General features: G+C 41.7%; 18 protein-coding genes and 2 riboswitches. Of the genes, 11 read left to right on the top strand and 7 right to left on the bottom strand.

The features are described from left to right. Positions 1–36: 36 nt before the first annotated feature. Positions 37–140: riboswitch (TPP riboswitch) on the top strand. Positions 141–227: 87 nt separating this feature from the next. The 9 genes from tenA to bglH all read left to right on the top strand — a co-directional run bounded on the left by tenA (position 228) and on the right by bglH (position 10466). Continuing rightward, entirely contained in the window at positions 228–914 is a 687-nt protein-coding gene (gene tenA / locus BA79_RS09995; protein ID WP_035702602.1) for a thiaminase II, read from the top strand. Next, positions 911–1510, top strand: coding sequence for an ECF transporter S component (locus BA79_RS09990; RefSeq protein WP_035702599.1), 600 nt, complete (start codon positions 911–913; stop codon positions 1508–1510). The genes tenA and BA79_RS09990 overlap by 4 nt, the downstream gene beginning before the upstream one ends. Next, a complete protein-coding gene (locus BA79_RS09985; protein ID WP_035702597.1) occupies positions 1485–3083 on the top strand; it encodes an ABC transporter ATP-binding protein in 1599 nt (532 codons plus the stop codon). The genes BA79_RS09990 and BA79_RS09985 overlap by 26 nt, the downstream gene beginning before the upstream one ends. After that, positions 3073–3807, top strand: a complete 735-nt coding sequence (locus tag BA79_RS09980; RefSeq protein WP_017358644.1) for an energy-coupling factor transporter transmembrane component T family protein — start codon at positions 3073–3075, stop codon at positions 3805–3807. Before BA79_RS09985 ends, BA79_RS09980 begins: the two co-directional genes overlap by 11 nt. Positions 3808–3956: 149 nt before the next feature. After that, positions 3957–4796: a methyl-accepting chemotaxis protein gene (locus BA79_RS09975; protein ID WP_024719223.1), complete on the top strand. Its 840-nt coding sequence runs from the start codon at positions 3957–3959 to the stop codon at positions 4794–4796. Between the two features lie 173 nt (positions 4797–4969). Then, complete coding sequence (locus tag BA79_RS09970) at positions 4970–5785, top strand: YwqG family protein (protein WP_035702594.1); 816 nt, start codon at positions 4970–4972, stop codon at positions 5783–5785. Positions 5786–6009: 224 nt separating this feature from the next. After that, entirely contained in the window at positions 6010–6843 is an 834-nt protein-coding gene (licT, locus tag BA79_RS09965) for a BglG family transcription antiterminator LicT (RefSeq protein WP_035702591.1), read from the top strand. A 325-nt stretch (positions 6844–7168) separates the two neighbouring features. Beyond that, a complete protein-coding gene (locus BA79_RS09960; protein ID WP_035702588.1) occupies positions 7169–9076 on the top strand; it encodes a beta-glucoside-specific PTS transporter subunit IIABC in 1908 nt (635 codons plus the stop codon). Then, the gene (gene bglH / locus BA79_RS09955; RefSeq protein ID WP_035702586.1) at positions 9048–10466 is read left to right on the top strand and encodes an aryl-phospho-beta-d-glucosidase; all 1419 of its coding nucleotides are present in this window, start codon (positions 9048–9050) and stop codon (positions 10464–10466) included. The genes BA79_RS09960 and bglH overlap by 29 nt, the downstream gene beginning before the upstream one ends. Positions 10467–10520: 54 nt before the next feature. Here the strand turns inward: bglH and BA79_RS09950 are convergent, their stop codons facing one another. The 5 genes from BA79_RS09950 to BA79_RS09930 all read right to left on the bottom strand — a co-directional run bounded on the left by BA79_RS09950 (position 10521) and on the right by BA79_RS09930 (position 16676). Beyond that, positions 10521–11645 (bottom strand): 5-methyltetrahydropteroyltriglutamate--homocysteine S-methyltransferase, encoded by a 1125-nt coding sequence (locus tag BA79_RS09950; protein WP_035702583.1) that lies wholly within the window; start codon positions 11643–11645, stop codon positions 10521–10523. Between the two features lie 87 nt (positions 11646–11732). Beyond that, positions 11733–11845: riboswitch (SAM riboswitch) on the bottom strand. 81 nt (positions 11846–11926) lie between these two features. Beyond that, positions 11927–13246 carry a gluconate:H+ symporter gene (locus tag BA79_RS09945; RefSeq protein ID WP_035702580.1) on the bottom strand — a complete coding sequence of 440 codons (1320 nt, stop codon included), beginning with the start codon at positions 13244–13246 and terminating at the stop codon, positions 11927–11929. Positions 13247–13296: 50 nt separating this feature from the next. Further along, positions 13297–14718, bottom strand: a complete 1422-nt coding sequence (locus BA79_RS09940; protein WP_035702577.1) for a four-carbon acid sugar kinase family protein — start codon at positions 14716–14718, stop codon at positions 13297–13299. Between the two features lie 6 nt (positions 14719–14724). After that, positions 14725–15618, bottom strand: a complete 894-nt coding sequence (garR, locus tag BA79_RS09935; protein ID WP_035702574.1) for a 2-hydroxy-3-oxopropionate reductase — start codon at positions 15616–15618, stop codon at positions 14725–14727. 200 nt (positions 15619–15818) lie between these two features. After that, positions 15819–16676 (bottom strand): MurR/RpiR family transcriptional regulator, encoded by an 858-nt coding sequence (locus tag BA79_RS09930; RefSeq protein ID WP_175387066.1) that lies wholly within the window; start codon positions 16674–16676, stop codon positions 15819–15821. A gap of 161 nt (positions 16677–16837) precedes the next feature. Here BA79_RS09930 and BA79_RS09925 point away from each other — a divergent pair, with 161 nt between their 5' ends. Then, positions 16838–17515 carry a DUF3298 and DUF4163 domain-containing protein gene (locus BA79_RS09925; protein ID WP_017368341.1) on the top strand — a complete coding sequence of 226 codons (678 nt, stop codon included), beginning with the start codon at positions 16838–16840 and terminating at the stop codon, positions 17513–17515. 79 nt (positions 17516–17594) lie between these two features. Here the strand turns inward: BA79_RS09925 and BA79_RS19030 are convergent, their stop codons facing one another. Next, positions 17595–17774, bottom strand: coding sequence for a hypothetical protein (locus tag BA79_RS19030; protein WP_008345664.1), 180 nt, complete (start codon positions 17772–17774; stop codon positions 17595–17597). Between the two features lie 288 nt (positions 17775–18062). Beyond that, a complete protein-coding gene (pepT, locus tag BA79_RS09915) occupies positions 18063–19295 on the bottom strand; it encodes a peptidase T (RefSeq protein ID WP_008345662.1) in 1233 nt (410 codons plus the stop codon). Positions 19296–19521: 226 nt separating this feature from the next. On the opposite strand from pepT, the gene BA79_RS09910 reads away from it, so the two are divergent. Then, complete coding sequence (locus BA79_RS09910) at positions 19522–19845, top strand: WXG100 family type VII secretion target (RefSeq protein ID WP_017358661.1); 324 nt, start codon at positions 19522–19524, stop codon at positions 19843–19845.

The raw sequence follows: 19845 nt of genomic DNA, 5'->3' as shown, positions 1-19845 counted from the left end.
TCGCCACATGTGTAGAGTAAAGATAATTAAATGACAAAAGTCCACTAGGGGAGTCATGTATGACTGAGACAAGAGGAAATCTTGGACCCTTTGAACCTGATCTAGTTTGTACTAGCGGAGGGAAGTGGAGCTGGACCTTGTCTTATTCATGATTGAATCGATAAGAAGGCCGCTCCATTTGGGGTGGCTTTTTCATTTATTCAACTGAAAAAGAGGAGGCTTTTTTTATGACATTTTCAACCCAATTAAGGCAAGAAGCAGAACCATTATTTGAAGCGATTTATCAGCATCCGTTTGTGAGAGGACTCGCAGCAGGAGAACTCGAAAAGGAACAGATCATTCATTATGTCAAACAGGATGTAGAATATTTAAATGCCTTTATTAAAATTTATGCGGCAGCCATTAGCAGATGTACAGACAGAGAGGACATTACCTTTTTCCATCAACAAATGGCTTTTGTCCTTGATAGTGAGACACATCCTCATCAAAACCTTTGCCGGGTGGCAGGTGTCGCTTATGATGAACTGCAAGGTGCATCTTTGGCGCCAAGTGCTCATCACTATATTCATCACATGCTGCAAGTCGCCGAGGAAGGGACGCTAGGAGAAATCATTGCGGTTTTGCTCCCTTGCCCATGGACCTATTGGGAAATAGGCAACCGAATGCTCAGAGATGTAGAGCCCGATCCTGCCCATCCATTCTATGAGTGGATCACGTTTTATGGCGGGTTAACGGACTCTGTTACAGTGGAGCTTTGCAAACGGCTTGATCAGTGGGCGGAAGAAGCAAGTGAGAAGGAAAAGAAGAAAATGAAACAGCACTTCATCTTAAGCTGTCAGCTTGAGTATAAATTCTGGGACATGGCCTTTACTGTCGAAGAGTGGCCTGTCCAAATGGAGGTGCATTCTTCATGACATGGAAGATGAAAGAAGTCGTTCTTGCTGTCATTTTATCTGTGGCATGCGGAGTCATCTATTTAGGGTGGTCGACTCTTTATTTACCGATTACAGCCCTTGTCGGTCCAGCAGGAGGCAACATCATGTTCGGAATTTGGGTCATTGCCAGTCCAATCGTTGCTTACATTATCCAAAAGCCTGGCGCTGCCCTCATCGCAGAAACAGCTGCCGCCGCCGTGGAATTACTGACAGGCAGCCACTTCGGTCTTTCTGCGCTTTTGATTGGTGTGTGCCAAGGACTTGGAGCAGAAATCGCCTTCGTTCTATTTGGCTATAAGCGATATCGCATGTGGACACTCATGTTGTCTGGTGCCTTTGCAGCAGTAGGGGCAATGGCATATAGCCTCATTGCCAATGGATTCGGCTATTACACGCCTCAAGTGTTACTCATGACCCTTGTCACTCAAGTCATTAGCGGCATGTTACTCGGTGGTTGCTTGGCAAAGGTTGTGGTGGATGCTTTATCTAAAACAGGTGTGCTGAATCAATATGCCATCATGAAAGAAAAACGAAGTAAGGGTGACCAGCATGGATTCATTTCTCGCGTGCAGTAATCTCACTGTCCGTTTTTATGAACAGGCGAATCCCGTTCTTCATCAAGTATCTCTTTCTATTCAAAAGGGGGAAAAGGTGCTGATTTTAGGACCAAGTGGAAGCGGGAAATCTACGCTGATTTCTGTGCTTGCTGGCATTATTCCAGAGCATATGGAAGCTGAAGTACAGGGAGAAGTGATGCGGCAAAGGCATACTGGTGTCATGTTTCAAGACCCAGATTCGCAGTTTTGTATGCACCGAGTCAATGAAGAAATTGCGTTTAGCTTAGAGAATCGATCTGTCCCTCGTGAACAAATGGATGATATGATTCAGCATCTCATGAAAAAAGTACAGCTAGATGTCGACCCAAATACAGATATTCATACCTTATCTGGCGGAATGAAGCAGCGGTTGGCGCTTGCTTGTTTACTAGCATTAGAGCCAGATGTCCTGTTCTTTGATGAACCGACTGCACAGCTTGACCCAGCAGGAAGAATGGAGATATTTCAATTGCTTCAGCAGCTTTCGGCTGAACAGAATCAGACGATGATTTTTGTGGAGCATGTGTTAGACGGTGTCATCGAGTGGATGGATCGGGTGATCTTGTTAGATCATCAAGGCCGTATCATAGCAGATGGAACGCCAAAAGACGTGATGAACACATTTGAGGGAGAAATGAAAGAAGCCGGCATTTGGCGTCCGAAAATATTTCCCGAGAAATGGTCCACTATCGTACAAGATCCGTTTCATCCACTGAGTCAAACACTCTTGCAAACCTTTGAGGCGAGAAAAGAACGTCATGAGAAATTGTCATCAACAAATCGAGAGGTCATTATTCGCACAGATCATCTACAATTAAGCTACGGGAAAAAAAGCATTATAGATGACCTGCACGTTGATATAAAAGCAGGAGATTGGGTTGCGATCATTGGTGAAAATGGCAGCGGAAAAAGTACGTTTCTTAAACATGTCATCCGTTTAGAACCAATAAAAAAAGGTCACATTTTTTTAAAAGGAAAACACCTGAAAAAGTGGTCTGACCGAACATTATATGAAAAAGCCGGCTTTGTATTTCAAAATCCAGAACTTCAATTTATACAGGACACAGTGTTTGATGAAATCGCATTTGGTGGGAGACAGCGAAATTGGTCAGAGTCTGTGGTGCAAGAAAAAACGAATCAGCTATTGGCGGAGTTCGGTCTAGAGAAGCATAGAGACGCGCATCCTTTCACCTTAAGCTTAGGACAAAAAAGAAGATTAAGTGTTGCCACGATGCTTCTTTTTGATCAGGATGTACTCATTTTAGATGAGCCGACCTTCGGGCAGGATGAGAAAACGGCGAGGGAGTTAATCCGGCGTTTAAAAGAACGTCAACGACAAGGCACCACTATTATTATGGTCACACACGATATGGAACTCGTTGATGAGTGCGCTGATCAGGTGCTTGTTTTTCATCAAGGGGAGCATGTTTATGATGGTACGCCTTTTGATTTATTTTCTCATCAGGAACTTGTCACTTCCTGTGAGCTGAGAGTGCCGTTACATTATCGCTATATGGCTGAAAGAAAGGAAGTGATGACGATTGCAAAGTAATCACTCCTTTCTATCCACTGTAAATCCAGTCATGAAATTACTCGCCCATCTCCTTGCGATGTGCTGTCTGATGGCGATTTCTGATCCTAAAACGACGTTCATCATCTGGCTGTTTGCACTTGGAATTGGACTTGTCCTAGGCGGCTGGAATTTGAAATACCTCATCACCAGACTTGTACCTTATCTGCTCTTTTTCATTCTCGTGTTTTGGATGATAGCAGCCTTTGGCAAGGGAGATCATACAGTTTGGAAGTGGGCATGGTTTCATATCACAGAGGAGAGTTTAAGAAATGGGCTGACCATTTCTTTTAGAATGCTTGGCTTTGTGACATTTGGTCTCCTTTTTACATCAACAACTGATTTGACGGCCTTTATGATGAGCTTAATCCATCAATGCCGAATGTCACCCAAATGGGCATATGGGATGCTGGCAGGCTTCCGGTTTATCCCGTTGTTTCAAAGTGAATTGAAGCAAATGAAGGCTGCACATAAAATTAGAGGTTACAAGCAAAAAAACAGTTGGAAAGCCTTTATACGTTATGCACTCCCTCTTTTCACGCAAGGCGTACGGAAATCTGAACGACTAGCCATTGCGATGGAAGCAAGAGGCTTCACAGGGACGAGGGAGAGAACGTATTATCATGTCATCAGCACTTCATGGATCGACTGCATGTATCTTTTTTTCATCGTCATTAGTGTGTTGATATGCATGTTCTTTTTTTAAAAACAGCCACATTCTCTTGATAGAATGTGGCTGTTTTATATGTCTTAGGTCATTTGGTTGATATTAGTACACATTGCAGGCTGTAATAGATCATATAAAGAACCGATAAAGAGAGTGTACTGAGAAAAAGAGAGGATGAACGTGAGCGAATGTCACAGAGAATTGATAACATAATAGACGCTTTACCAATCGTTGGACTAGCTATGAGAGAGCAGCTAACCTTTTCTGTATTAGGGAAAGAGAAGGTTCTTTATTATCAGCAGCACGGGAACATTGACTTAGGGTTTAAAGCAGGGGACGTTGTAGCTCCCGGGTTCCAAAACTTTTCGATGTTGAAAAATGGGAGAGAGCCATCATTTATCCAGATTCCTAAAGAGGTGTACGGTATTCCTATGGACATCGTCGCCGTCCCGATTAAAGATGACAATGGTCAAGTGATTGCTGCCTTCTGTGTAGCATATGACCAAACGAATCAACAACGATTAGAACACATTATGACGGAAAGTAACGATGCTTCCGAAAAACTGGTCGCGATGGTACAGCAAGTGGCTGCACATTCAGAGGAACTACAAGCGACAAGTGAACAAATTCTACAAAATACAAAAACCACTGTCGAAAATTCCTCTAAAATCAACCAAGTGTCTAATCTCATCAAAGGTATCTCTGATCAAACGAACTTACTTGGACTCAATGCATCCATTGAGGCTGCAAGAGTCGGTGAAGCAGGAGCAGGCTTTGGGGTGGTTGCTACAGAAGTGAGAAAGCTGTCTACTCACGCGAAGCAGGCAACGACTGATATTGAAACAGCGCTAAAAGATGTGCAAGGCTCTATCAAAGGAATGGAAGAAGAAATAGCACAAATCGTGGCTTCTTCTGAACATCAAGCAGAACTCGTTGGCACTTTCACAAAAATTATTGAGGGGCTGCACGAAACGAACGAAACGATGAAATCATTGGCAACAGACTTAGTGAATTATCAAGTGAAATAAATAAACGAATCACAAAACCTCCAGCCATATCGGAGGTTTTTTAACGTGTTGAAGTGAGTTTTTTGTCATGATATTGACGGGTTTTTCACTGACAGGGAAGTTACACTTCTGTATGATAGAAAAAGAGAGACCTGTTTTGATCATTAGACCTATACATAAGGAGGAAGCCCATCTTGACACAATCAGCAAAGCTGCAAGAAGTACTTGCGCCTTACCGTCCATTGTTAGATCAAACTGAAAAACCACTGATTCAATTACAGATAAAACAAGGAAAAACAGGACCATATGACAGCAAAATATCAGGTGATCCTTATTTCCCAAAAAACGACGAATATCCCGTTGATGGAGAAGGCCATCCTATGAAGCTGCTGGCACAAATCAATTTCGGCCAGCTGCCAAAGCTGAAAGATTACCCAGAAACAGGACTTTTGCAAGTGTTTATTTCTGTACATGATGATCTTTATGGGATGAATATTGACCATAAAACAGAGCAAAAAGATTTTCGGATCAAATTTATTGAGGAACCTTTCTTAGCTGAAGAAGACTTATTGACTGATTTTTCATTCGTGAAAATTCCTGACGATTTTTATTTTCCAGTTACGAAGGAAGGCGCGATTACAGGTGAATTATCAAGCGAAACGATCAGTGTAGAAGATTTCCGCTTTGAAAAAGTCACAGGAAAGCGAAGCTGGGATCTATTCGAAGATGCTGTTGGTATTGATGGTGATGAAGCAGATCAATTGCTAGATGAATTTTATGAGACAGCAAGTGGTTTTGGCCATAAAGTTGGCGGATACCCAGGTTTTACACAAGAAGACCCGCGTACCTATGTAGACCAAGAACATACTGTGCTATTATTGCAAATTGACTCAGATGATGAAGTGGACATGTTGTGGGGAGATTGCGGCATTGCTAACTTTTTTATCAAACCAGAAGACCTCAAACGAAAACATTTCGAAAATGTCGTCTATAACTGGGATTGCTCCTAATTTTGTAAAAAACACTCTTTTTGAAGAGTGTTTTTTGTCTATTTTTAGCCTTTTTGCCCCTAAATCGTCATTTCTGAGAGGTAATATGTCATTCTTTCTAGTTGACCGTATCAAAAAAAAATGTAAAATCATCTTAAAGTCCTCTTTTTTGAAAATAATAATAAAATGACATATCAATCAACAATGAAATGCTCGAAAAAGCGGAATGTACTGGGGGGGATCAATTGATCATTTCGAAAGTAATCAACAATAATGTGGTCAGTGCGTTTGATGACGAGCAGCATGAGCTGGTCATTATGGGCAGAGGGATTGCGTTTCAAAAGAAAAGCGGAGACCCGATTGACGAAGAACGTGTTGAAAAAGTATTTTCCATTCAAAATAAAGATATATCAGAAAAATTCAAAACCCTGCTTTATGATATTCCGATCGAGTATATGCAAGTGTGTGAGGCAATTATCGATTACGCGAGAACGACCCTTAACAAAAATTTAAATGACAGCATCTATGTCACGTTAACGGATCATATTACCTTTGCTATTGAACGTCATCAAAAAGGAATGGACATTAAAAATGCCTTGCTTTGGGAAATCAAACGGCTGTACAAAGAGGAATTCATGTGTGGTGTAGAAGCTATTCGGATCATACAGGACAAGCTCAACATCCATCTTCCCGAGGATGAAGCAGGCTTTATTGCGATGCATATTGTCAATGCAGAACTGAATGAGGAAATGCCGAATGTCATTCAAATTACAAAACTGATTCAAGATATTTTGAACATCGTAAAGTATCATTTCCAAATTGATTTAGACGAAGAATCATTAAATTATTTCCGTTTTGTCACGCATTTGAAATTTTTTGGACAGCGTCTGTTTAACGAAACACAAATGGAAAATCAAAATGAGTTTCTGTATGAAGTGGTAAAGGAAAAAAATACAGCCGCTTTTCAATGTGCGGAGAAAATTAATGACTATGTTCAAAAAGAATACAACCGAAGTCTCATAGAAGATGAGATGTTATACTTAACTTTGCACATCGATCGAGTCATAAAAAGAAAATAAATCAAAAAGAAAGCGTTGACATATCAAAATTAACATGCTAATTTATAACTATAAACTCAATAACCCACAATCTTTTAGGATTGTTACTGGTCAAGCAGGCAAAACCTAAATCATTGTCCCTATCTTTGATAAGGCATGATTTAGGTTTTTTTGTATCTAAAGGCTTATAAAATTGAATAACGATCAATCGCTATGAAGGATTGTTACTGGTTAAGCAGGCAAAACCTAAATATCGATTAATGTCTGAATCGCTATTTTTCGGGCATTAATGGATGTTTAGGTTTTTTCTATATCAAGATGAAATCAACGATTGGAGGGTAACACAATGAACCACAAACAAACAGCAAAAGAAGTTCTAGAGCTTGTCGGCGGTGAAAAGAATGTAAAGCAAGTCACGCATTGTATGACAAGACTTCGCTTCAATTTATACGATGAAGGCAAAGCGGATAAGGAGAAGCTGCAATCAACAGATGGCGTCATGGGCGTGAATCAAAGCGGCGGTCAATACCATGTCATTATTGGCAACGACGTATCAAACGTCTATCAAGCAATGATTGCTGATTCTGGGTTATCAACAGATGTAAAGTCAGGCGATTCAGAAGAAGCATCAAAACAAAATGTGATTTCAAAGCTTTTCGATTTTATCTCTGGTGTCTTCACACCGATTCTTCCAGCCATCGCTGGAGCTGGTATGATCAAAGGAATCTTGGCATTAATGCTGACGTTCCAATGGATCTCAGATAAAAGCAGCACATATGCGATTTTAACAGCTATCGGAGACGGAGCCTTTTACTTCTTACCGATTCTGCTTGCTGTAAGCGTAGCCAAAAAAATTGGCACAAATCAGTATATCGCCGCTGCCATTGCAGCAGCCGCACTGCACCCGCAGCTCACTGCCTTACTAGGTGCAGGAAATACAGAATTTCTAGGCTTGCCAGTGGTTGCCGTTGTGTACTCTTCATCGGTGATTCCAATTCTACTCACTATCTGGCTCGGCTCATATGTGGAAAGATTCGCAGAAAAATATAGTCCGAAATCACTAAAAATCATTCTTGTTCCAACAGTTACACTTCTTGTCGTGGTACCAGTTATGCTTATCGCGGTTGGACCGCTTGGTGGGATTATCGGAAATGGCCTTTCAGGTGGAATTGATTTATTGTTCAAACATGCAGGTATTTTGGCCGGACTCTTAATCGGTGGATTTATGTCACCATTGATCATTACGGGCATGCACTATGCACTACTTCCAATCATGATCAACAACATTACATTAAACGGTTTTGACTTCATTCTTCCAATGATGTTTGTAGCGAATATGGCACAAGCAGGCGCAGCATTCGGTGTCTTCTTAAGATCAAAAAACAAAACATTCAAATCATTGGCGATGTCTACAAGTATCACTGCATTAATGGGTATTACTGAACCTGCTATGTATGGTGTGAACATGCGATTGAAAAAACCGTTCCTTGCAGCCCTCATTGGTGCAGCAGCAGGCGGCGTGTTCATGTCTATCTTCAAAGTAAAGTCATATGTGATATCAGGATCAGCAGGTCTTCCAGGTCTCCCAACGTTCATTGGACCGACATTTGTGTACTCCATCATTGGATTAGTGATCGGCTTTGTTGTAGCAACCATCATGACACTTGTTCTAGGGTTCAAAGATGTACCAGTGAAAGATGATACAAAAGCAGACAAACCAGAAGAAAAGAAAGACACAGTAGCGCTTCAAAATGAAGTGGTACAAAGCCCGCTTGAAGGTCAACTAAAGCCGCTCAATCAAGTAAATGATGCAACATTCTCTAATGAAATCATGGGTAAAGGAACAGCCATTGTCCCAACAGTTGGACGTGTAGTAGCCCCGTTCAACGGCAAGGTTGAAACCATTTTCCAAACGAAACATGCCATTGGTTTAAAGAGTGATCAAGGCACAGAGCTTCTCATCCATGTGGGGATTGATACAGTAAAACTTGGCGGTAAAAATTTCACAAGTCATGTGCAGTCAGGTGATCTCGTTCAAGCAGGAGATCTGCTAGTTGAATTTGATATCGAGGGCATTCAGCAAGAAGGCTATGATGTAACAACGCCAATTATCGTCACCAACACAAATGATTATGCACAAGTTAATGCGAAAACAGATGGGGCGATTACAGTAAAAGAGACATTGCTTACAGTCAGTGTAGAAGAAAATGAGGAGGGCATTCAACATGACCAATTTAGAAAAAACATTTCCTAAAGGTTTCTTATGGGGCGGCGCAGTAGCCGCCAACCAAATTGAAGGTGCTTATAACAAAGATGGAAAAGGCTTATCGACAGCGGATGTATCACCACACGGTATTATGCACCCATTCGATGAATCAATGAAAGACCTTAACTTATATCATGATGCGATCGACTTCTATCATCGCTACAAAGAAGATATTGCCCTGTTTGCAGAAATGGGATTCAAGTGCTTCAGACTATCCATTTCTTGGCCACGTATTTTCCCAAATGGCGACGATGCGGAACCGAATGAAGCAGGCCTCGCTTTCTATGAAAAAGTATTTGATGAACTGCATAAGCATGGAATTGAGCCAGTTGTCACGATCTCTCACTATGAAATGCCGCTTGCGCTTGTGAAAAACTATGGCGGATGGAGAAACCGTAAGCTTGTGGGTCTTTATGAAACATACGCTAAAACATTGTTCACTCGCTTTAAAGATAAAGTGAAATATTGGATGACCTTCAATGAAATTAACGTCGTCTTACATGCTCCTTTCACAGGGGGCGGCCTTGTATTTGAAGAAGGCGAAGACGAGAAGAGCATTCAATATCAAGCAGCGCATCACCAATTTGTTGCAAGTGCTCTAGCTGTTAAAGCAGGACACGAAATCATTCCTGATGCGAAAATCGGTTGTATGATTGCAGCGATGACCACATATCCGTACAGCTCAAGACCTGAAGATATGTTTGCTGCGATTGATCAAGATCGTAAAACATTGTTCTTCTCAGATGTACAGGCAAGAGGCTATTACCCTGGATACATGAAACGTTATTTCCTGGAAAATAACATCAACATTGAATTCCAAGACGGTGACGAAGACATTCTAAGAAACCATACAGTCGACTATATTGGCTTCAGCTATTATATGAGTTTTGTGACAAGTACAGATCCAGAGGTTCTTGGACAAGTTACTGGTGGCAACCTATTTGAAGGCGTGAAAAACCCTTATCTAGAAGCAAGTGATTGGGGCTGGCAAATTGATCCAAAAGGACTTCGTACAACACTAAATCAACTATATGACCGCTACCAAAAACCATTGTTTATCGTAGAAAATGGATTGGGTGCTGTGGATCAAGTAGAAGAAGACGGCTCCATTCAAGACGATTACCGAATTGATTACCTCAGAAGTCATTTGCTCGAGGCAAGAGAAGCGATCGCAGACGGCGTTGATCTGATCGGCTATACAAGCTGGGGCCCAATTGACCTTGTCAGTGCATCAACAGCTGAAATGAAAAAACGCTACGGCTTCATTTATGTCGACCGCGACAATGAAGGTAACGGTACATTAGATCGAAAGAAAAAGAAAAGCTTTGATTGGTATAAACAAGTGATTGCGACAAATGGAAAGCATTTAGACGCATAAAAAAGAGAGACAAACCGCTGATCAAACGGTTTGTCTCTTTTTATTGTCAGTGGACTATGATGTCCACACTTGATCCGCAATCTCAATCACATGACGCAGCTTTTCCCATTGCTGTTCTTCTGTTAACAAATTGCCTTCCTCTGTTGAAGCGAATCCGCATTGTGGGCTCAAACAGATTTGGTTGATGTCCACATATTGAGCTGCTTCCTCGATTCGTCTTTTGATCTGATCAACGGGTTCAAGTTCCCCATACTTTGAAGTGACAAGACCTAGTACGATTTGAAGGTTTGGATTCTTCACATAACGCAGGGGTTCAAATCCACCAGAACGGTCATCGTCGAATTCTAAGAAGAGACCATCCAAATCGAGACCCGCAAAAATCGTTTCTGCCGCTGCCTCATAACCACCTTCGGCTGCCCATGTTGATTTAAAGTTACCACGGCAAATGTGCATGGTGATCACTAAATCATCTGGTCGATCGGCAACCGCTTCATTGATTGTTTTCGCAAACGATTCACGCAGTTCATCTTCTTCGCGGCCAAAAGCTTTGATTTGTTCATGTCCTTTTTCAGAAAAGAACACAGCCCAAGCTGTATCATCTAGCTGCAAATAGCGGCAGCCTGCATCATAAAAAGCACGAATGGCTTTTTTATAAGCTTGTGCCACGTCATGGTGAAAATCATCTAAGCTGTCGTACACACCTTCTTCAAGCTTTCCACGGAAAAAGAGCATATTCGGACTTGGAATCGTCATTTTAGCCGTATGATCACCCGCGATGCTGTGAAGGAAGCGATAATCCTCTAGCATTGGATGATCAGTAAAATCAATCTTACCTGTTACTTTGATGCCTCTCGCTTTTGTCGTCGTATTGTGGAATTGAATGCCTTGGTCTGCTTCAAATCCTTCGACCCCATCAAGCCCTTCTAGAAAGTCAAAATGCCACCATGCACGTCTGAATTCTCCATCTGTGACAACCTCTAATCCAATTTCCTTTTGCTTCTCTACAATACGAGTGATTTCTTCGTTTTCAATTTGTCTGAGCTGTTCTGCTGTCAGTGTACCGTCTGCTTTTTGCTTGCGGGCTTCTTTGATGCGTTCAGAACGAAGTAAACTCCCTACTTGATCTGCGCGAAATGGCGGCTTTGTTGTTTTCTTACCAATGGTTTGTACTTGTGTCATGCTGAATCCCTTCTTTCTTCAGGTTATAAATCAAATAAAAAAGCTCTTCCTTAGATAAGGAAGAGCATCATATACTGTGAGACCTCTGCCTTATCTTCAAACAAGCATCAGCTTGCTTAAGGAATTAGCACCATTCTGTTCCTAGGAACAGCGGTTGCCGGGTTTCACAGGGCCAGTCCCTCCACCACTCTTAATAAGGTTACCTTTGATTCAATTTTCTTAATAAACACAATTATTCAATCTTTTCGAGAAAAAGTCAATGGTTTTTCCTATTTATTTTCCTACATAAACAAATCAGCGACGAGAACACCTGCTAATCCAACAAGTGATAGAACAGTCACCATCAATGTCCACGTTTTAAAAGTTTGAGCCATCGACAAATTAAAGTATTCTTTGTAAATCCAGAAACCTGCATCATTCACATGAGAGAATGTTATACTGCCGGCGCCTGTTGCAATCACCATTAATTCTGGGCTGACTCCCGTCAAACCAATCAGCGGTGCAGAAATGCCAGCTGCTGTGAGACCCGCGACAGTCGCTGACCCTAAAGAGACACGAAGGACAGCTGCAATCAGCCAAGTGAGGAGCAGAGGAGACAGTGTGCTTCCTTGCATAATCCCTGCAATGTATTGATCAACGCCGCTGTCAATGAGCACCTGTTTAAAGGCGCCGCCGCCTGCAATGATCAATAGAATCATCGCAATGGAGCCAATTGAATCTGTAATCGACTTCATGACGTCCTGCATGCTCTTTCCTTTGCCAAGACCAAATGTGTAGATGGCAAGCAGCACAGAGATTAATAGGGCAATCGCCGGCTCGCCTAAAAACTCAGCTGCCGGTAGCAGCGGGGAGGACGGGAAGAAAATTTCTAAACATGCTCTGAATGTCATGAGCAATACAGGTAAAATAGCGGTGAAAATACTAATGCCGAAGCTTGGCATTTCCTCTTCTGTAAATTCCTTTGGATTAAACAAGTCCTTTGGAATGTGTGCATGCAGTTGGTCTTTCTTAAATAGTTTCGTAAACAGAAGTCCGCCTACTAAAACAGCAGGAATGGCTAAAATAATTCCAACCAATAAGGTTTGTCCCATGTTGGCTTGAAATACATTGGCAATGGCTGTCGGCCCTGGGTGAGGAGGGAGGAAGCCATGTGTTGTAATGAGTGCAGCGACGAGCGGCATTCCCACATACAACACAGGAAGTCTTGCGGCTTGAGCAATGGTAAAGACTAATGGAATAAGAATAATGAATCCGGTTTCATAAAATAGAGCAATTCCGATAACAAATCCAGTCAGCATCGTCGCCCATTGGATTTTCCCGATACCAAAGCGGTCGATGAGTGTCATGGCAATACGCTGAGCACCGCCAGAATCAGCCATCAATTTACCAAGCATCGCTCCAAAGCCAAGAACCAACGCCAGATGGCCGAGTGTACTTCCAAGCCCTTTTTCGACTGAAGCAATCGCTTCAAGTGGTGACATGCCTTCTAAAACGGCAACGATTAAAGAGACAATAATCAACGAAATGAAAGCGTTTAACTTAAAGACAACCATGAGTAAAAGTAATAACAAAACGCCAAGTCCGATAAAAACTAACGACATAATCTTTCCTCCTTTGTGCTGCATAAGGGAGCGTGAACGCTCCCTCTGCTTTATCCTTCAAGTATGTCTACTGCTTCTTTTAACGTATCCTTTGAGCCAACATTTCCCGGGAAAATCACATAAGACATGAATGGGAATTTACTTTCTTCTCCTGTTTGCCAAACGGGAATACCTGGTCTGATTTGACCTGCGACAGTCGCACGTTTGACGCTGAGTCCTCTTGTTCCAATATCACTTGAGGTGATTCCACCTTTGGCAATGAGGTACTTAGGGCGAATGGAGAGGCGCTGAACAATGCTTGTCACAGCATCACTAATCTGAACAGACAGCTTCAATTCTTCCTCTTGACGATCGTCCCCAAGATCAAGCCGTTCTCTCCTTGTATAAACAGCAACCGATTGTCCGGTTGTTAAAAGCCTTTCAGTTTGTTGAATCACGCGGTCAATTTCCTCTTGAAATGCTTCAGGTTCTAACACGAGGTGTGTATCAAATTCAATAAATGCAATGTCTTTATTTTGCTGCAGCGCTCGCAATTGTTCGGTTGTTTTTTTGACATGGGAACCGACCATGATGAGGCCACCGTGCGTGCTTTCTTCCTGTATTAAGTCTTGTCTAGTTAATAGTGCTTGATCCTCAACACCGCCAAGCACTTTTGTGAGAGCTGCCGCACTTCTAAATAGAAAGTGCTGACCTGCTTTGATGGCATCTATGAGGGCAACGACAAAGACTTTGACATCGTCATAGTCCACTGCATTCACAACCACCTTTTGAAAATCTTTCACGGTCATCAGCTGATCCTTGATTTGTTCAATACGTAAAGCCCGGATATCTTCTAAAGAAATATAAGTAGTGTTTTCCTTAGTGAACGATCCGTTTGATTTCTCTTCGATCCATTCTCCGAGGTGAGAAGATTGAAATCCGAATGTACGATCCAATGCAAATTCTGTGTCACCAGCAGGAATTAATTCGTGACCTTCCTGTACGTAGTGAATATTGCCAATCGTAAAGCGGCCGCCTTCTTTAAAAAAGGGAAGAAGGATTTCCCCGTCAAATTGGCGGGAGCTTTGCTGTTCAATGGTCGTTCTGAGAATGTCAGTCTCTAGCGGGAAGTGTCCTCGCAGGGTGGAGTCCCCCCGGCTGACAATGATGAAATCTTGATCAAGCCGTTCAGCCGTTTTCACAATCGTTGATGCGATCGTTTCATGAAGAACCGCCGTTTCTTTCTCTGTCATACTGCGAGAGTTGGTTAAGATAAAGAACATGCGGCTGTCTTCAAGAAAACCAGCTTCAATGCTTTTCTCTGACCAATCGGTGAAAACAGAGACGCCGTGTACGGTTTGAATGCCTGTTGGGTCATCGTCTAATACAATCACTTTATGGTGGAAATGGTTTAGTGCTTGTTCGTATGCTGATTGAATGCGGTCTGAATCCGCTTTCGGAATGGCATTTAGTAATTCAATGCTTTGTTTCATAGAACCTCATCCTTTCTTCACTTCAACATGAGCCATTTTTTCGTAATATTGAACGATTCCGCCATGATCAAGTCCAGATTTTCCGTCAGCTTTAAGGGCGTGGAAGATTTCTAGCAGCTGACTAGAAAGCGGGAGAGGAACGCCGATATCATGGGCGGTTTCCATGACATTGGTTAAATCCTTTAAGTTGATGTCAATACGTCCACCAGGCTCAAAGTTTCGTTCTAAAATGAGGGGAACCTTCGCATCGAGGACAGCACTTCCTGCCAGTCCACCTCGGATGGCTTCATACATTTTATCAATCGCAATGCCAGACTTAGCGGCAAGAACGAGTGCCTCGGACATGGCAGCGATATTTAAGTTGACGATGATTTGATTCGCAAGCTTAGCGGTTGTCCCGCTTCCATTTGATCCAACTAATACGACATCTGTGCCCATCGCATAGAGGACATCCTTTACTTGTTCAAAGATCTCTTCTTCTCCGCCCGCCATAATCGCAAGTGTCCCGTCTATCGCCTTTGGCTCTCCGCCACTGACAGGAGCATCGATAAATTCGACCTGATGCTGTTTTGCCAGTGCCGCTAATGCTCTAGAAGTAACAGGTGAAATAGAGCTCATATCTATAATGATCGTGCCAGGTTTTGCTGCAGCCAATATGCCTTGTTCACCTGCTACGACTGCTTCTACATGCTCACCTTTTGGAAGCATCGTGATGATGATATCGCTTTCAGATGCTGCCTCAGCAGCTGATGCAGCGGCATTTGCGCCCACTTCTTTTAATACTAGAACAGCTTCTGTATGAATATCGAAAACAGTCACAGTATGACCGGCTTTTAATAGATTGAGTGCCATAGGTTTCCCCATAATGCCTAATCCAATGAATCCAATTTGCTTTGCCATTTTGTCCGCCTCCTATTTAGAAACCCCTTACAAAAAGCGCTTTCTTTTCTTTTTGTTAGTATATATACTATCGATTTAAATTAATAGTAGGAAATAAACTATTGTTCATTTAATGTACATGACGAAATAGGAATGTGTCAACGGAAAATATGAGAAAAGTCACAAAAAAAAGACCGGAAACAGCTCCGGTCTATGGTCGATTATGTTTTATTTTTAGCTACAGCTAATCGAGAACGTTTGACGTTGTCGATTGCATTTGATCCTAATTCTAAAACAGCTGTGACGTACAAAACATCAATAATCACAAGCTGATTAATACGAGAAATCATTGAGTCAGAACGATAGGTTGTTTCTCTCGATGAACTGAGCAGATGAAAGTCGGATTTCTTGGCGAGCTCTGATTTCGGATAGCTCGTGATCGAGGCGACCGTTGCACCTTTTTCCTTTGCAAATTGCACGGCATCAAGGATTTCTCTACTTTCCCCTGAATGTGAGATCGCGACGATAAAATCATGTTCCGTTGCATGTGTTGCAATCATATTCATCATATGAGGATCACTGCATAGACTCACTTCAAAGCCAAGCTGGAGAAACTTATGATAGGCATCTCCGGCAATGAAACTGGAGGCACCTGCTCCAAAGAAGACGGTTTTATGAGCCTGTTTCATTTGTTCAATAAATTGTGTCACAGCCTTGTCTTCTAAAATATGCTTCATATCCTGAATAGAGTTGGTTGTTAACTCTATGACCTTATGTTTAATATCTGCGACACTATCAGTTGCTTCGATCTCACCGTATATAGATTGAGGTGTATTGGTCGCAATATCCTGCGCGACATGGACACGAAACACTTGATAGGACTCATAGCCGATTTTTCGCAGAAAACGAAAGATCGTCGTTTCACTTGTGTTGCATTCAGCAGCGAGTGCACTAATCGAATGAAGCACAACTTTCTGAGGGTTTTGTAAAATGTAATTGGCAATCTTTTTCTGGGTAGGGGACAAACTATGAAATGTTGTCCGGATATGACTAAAAATATTCTCTTCTATGATAAACACCACACTTCATCTAACATTCTATCTTAAGCATACAGGAACTTATGAAAACGGTAAACAAACCTCACATGAAAAATAAAGAATAATATGGAAAAGAACACTTCTTTTGGTTCTTTTGTCATGGTATACTCAATTGGTAATAGACAAAAATGGGGGTTTTTACTATGACAATGAAAAAAGGCCTAACGATCAGCCTGCTCATTTTTTCGCTGATTGTTTCATTGTTTGCGCCAGTTGGATCTGCGGATGCCAAACAAGTGAAAAAAGCAAAAGTAAGCACACACTATTATAAAAAGAAAAAAACGTTTAAATATGCACAGGTGAAAAACCTTAGTAAAGCGCATATGAAAACCATCAACCATGATTTAAAAGAAGATATCGCATTTTCCTATTCTACGTACTTGTTCTTAAAGGACGAAGCGAAAAAAGAAGGCATTGGGAAGATCACATACGAGAGATCGTTTAAAACGAAATTTAACAATGGGAAGAAACTAAGTATCCTAAACTATGATTACATGAATGACGGTAGTATGCACGGGGATACGATGGTTACGAGCATGAACTATGTGTTAACAAAGAAAAAAACAAAGCAACTGTACTTTACAGATGTGGTAAAAACAAAGAAAAAGCGTACAAAAGTAAGAGATTATATCTATAACTACACAAAGAAGCATAAAAGTAAATTCTATGCGAATCTGAAAAAAAGCGATATTCAAATCGGCTACGACACGCAGTACTACTTCACGAAAAAGGGAATCGCTGTTGTCTTCCAGCCATATGAAATTTCACCGTACTATGTAGGAATTCCTATGATTCAAGTACCTGCGAAGGTGTATAAATAAACAAGAGAAACGGCCATGAATTTGGTCGTTTTTTTATACATAAAAAGAGCCCCTGGTGATGAGGCCCTTCTTTTTACATTTATACTTGTTTGGGTGCATCGTTTAGTGGGTGACGGCGTTTGCCGTTGTAGTGGCGGCGCATACGAAAGATTTCAAACTCCGAAAGCTCTGCGCTTTTTCGTTTTTGGGTGCGGTTATCTTTTTTGAAAGAGAATAGTAAGTAGCAGCAAAGTGAAGCGATAATCAATAAAATCATCATATGACATTCCTCCAATTCATCCTATTCTTTAAGTGTAGACAGGGTGAGTGATGTTTATAACTGAAAATAGTTAGCAAATAGCGTTTAGTTCTAAAGGTTTATTCTGGCTGCTTTTTTAGGTCTAAAATACTGGTTGTTTTTAACTATTATATTTCCAGTTATTTCACTCGTCAAGAAGAATTTTTCTGGGGTTGTCTCTATTAGTACGATTAAGTGTCATAAAAGTTTCAGAAAATTGTAAACTTTTATTAAAAAACCGTTCCCGAACAGGAACGGTTGTAAACATGTTTATGCTTTTTCTTCAAATAAACGTGCAATTTCCACGATCACTTCTGACGCTTTCAGCATGTTCTCTACAGAGATGAATTCATATTTACCATGGAAGTTTTCCCCGCCAGTAAAGATGTTTGGCGTTGGAAGTCCTTTATATGAAAGCTGTGAGCCATCTGTACCGCCGCGGATTGGTTCAATGACAGGTGTCACTGAGCGGTTTTCCATGGCTTCATGAGCGATGTCTACGATATGTTTAACTGGCTCAATTTTTTCTCTCATATTGTAATATTGATCCTGAATGCTAAGGGTGATGCTGTTTTCGCCGTAGACTGCTTTTAAGTCGTTTGCGATTTTTTCAAATAGTGCTTTGCGCTTGTTGAATTTCTCTTTATCAAAATCACGAATAATATATTGCAACTCTGCTTCTTCTACTTCTCCTACAAATCTTGTGAGGTGGAAAAAGCCTTCGTATCCTTCTGTGTATTCTGGAGATTCATCTGAAGGAAGTTTGTTGTGAAAGAGCATGCCGATCTTTGCAGCACTGACCATTTTGTCTTTTGCTGTCCCTGGATGGACGTTGTTTCCTTTAATTGATACTTTTGCACCTGCGGCGTTGAAGCTTTCATATTGAAGCTCTCCTAGCGGGCCGCCGTCAATCGTATAAGCATAAGAAGCGCCAAAGGCATCAACATCGAATTTGTGAGGTCCTCTGCCGATCTCTTCATCTGGTGTGAAGGCGACACGAATTTTTCCATGCTTGATTTCTGGATGCTCAATCAGGTAATGCATGGCGGTCATAATTTCTGCGATACCAGCTTTGTTATCTGCACCAAGCAGGGTCGTGCCATCAGTCGTGATGAGCGTATGTCCTTGGTATTTTTGTAAATTTGGAAACTGCGCTGGAGATAATACGATATGTAGATCTTCGTTTAACGTGATGTCCCCGCCTTGATAGTTCTCATGAATCTGCGGTTTCACGTTCTTGCCAGTGAAGTCAGTGGCTGTGTCGATATGAGCCAGGAAGCCAATGGTTGGCACTTCTTTGTCTGTGTTAGATGGAATCGTGCCCATGACATAACCGTTTTCATCCATTGTCACTTCTTGAATGCCGATGGATTTCATCTCTTCAACTAGCTGCCTTGCTAGGTTTAGCTGTCCTTCAGTGGATGGGCAGCTCTCTATGTCTGCATCAGACTGTGTATCCACTTTTACATAACTTGTGAATCGCTGGATCATTTCCTCTTTCATCAATACGTCACTCCTTTTGTAGAATATGTTCATTTTATCATGTCTTGAATGCGCTTCATAACAAGAAAGGCTTTCTCTGACAATTAGAGAGGAAAAAGACCTACTTTTATTTTGCGATGTGCTGAATGGTTCTTTAGGGTGATTTTTTTGGGTGTCTTTTTATTTATAATGAGGACATATAAAATCATCCATTTGTACGTTAATTTGGGAGAAAGGGGTGCGAAAGTTGGATTCTAGTCAAACACTTGCACTCGCTCAAAAGTTCCAGGAAGCTGCTGATGGCATTCGGCAGTCGAAGCAGCTGCTTGAGAATCGGCTGAAGGCAGTTGGATCAGGCTGGCAAGGGGAAGCAAGAGATAAATTTGATCAAAGCTTTGAGGAAACAGTGGCACGCTATGATCAATTTGAAAAGGACTTGCTTGAAACAAGTCAGGAACTGCGGGATGCTGCTGTCAAAATCGAGGAACGTAAAGCTGAAATCGCCAGAATGGAAGAGCTTGAGCGAAAAAGGCGAGAAGAACGGAGAGAAAGAAACAGAGAAGGGAGATGA

It is taken from the genome of Bacillus altitudinis 41KF2b (assembly GCF_000691145.1).
Taxonomy (GTDB): domain Bacteria; phylum Bacillota; class Bacilli; order Bacillales; family Bacillaceae; genus Bacillus; species Bacillus altitudinis.
The sequence above is the reverse complement of the archived record's forward strand: the minus strand, read 5'-3'. Positions and strand labels throughout refer to the sequence as shown.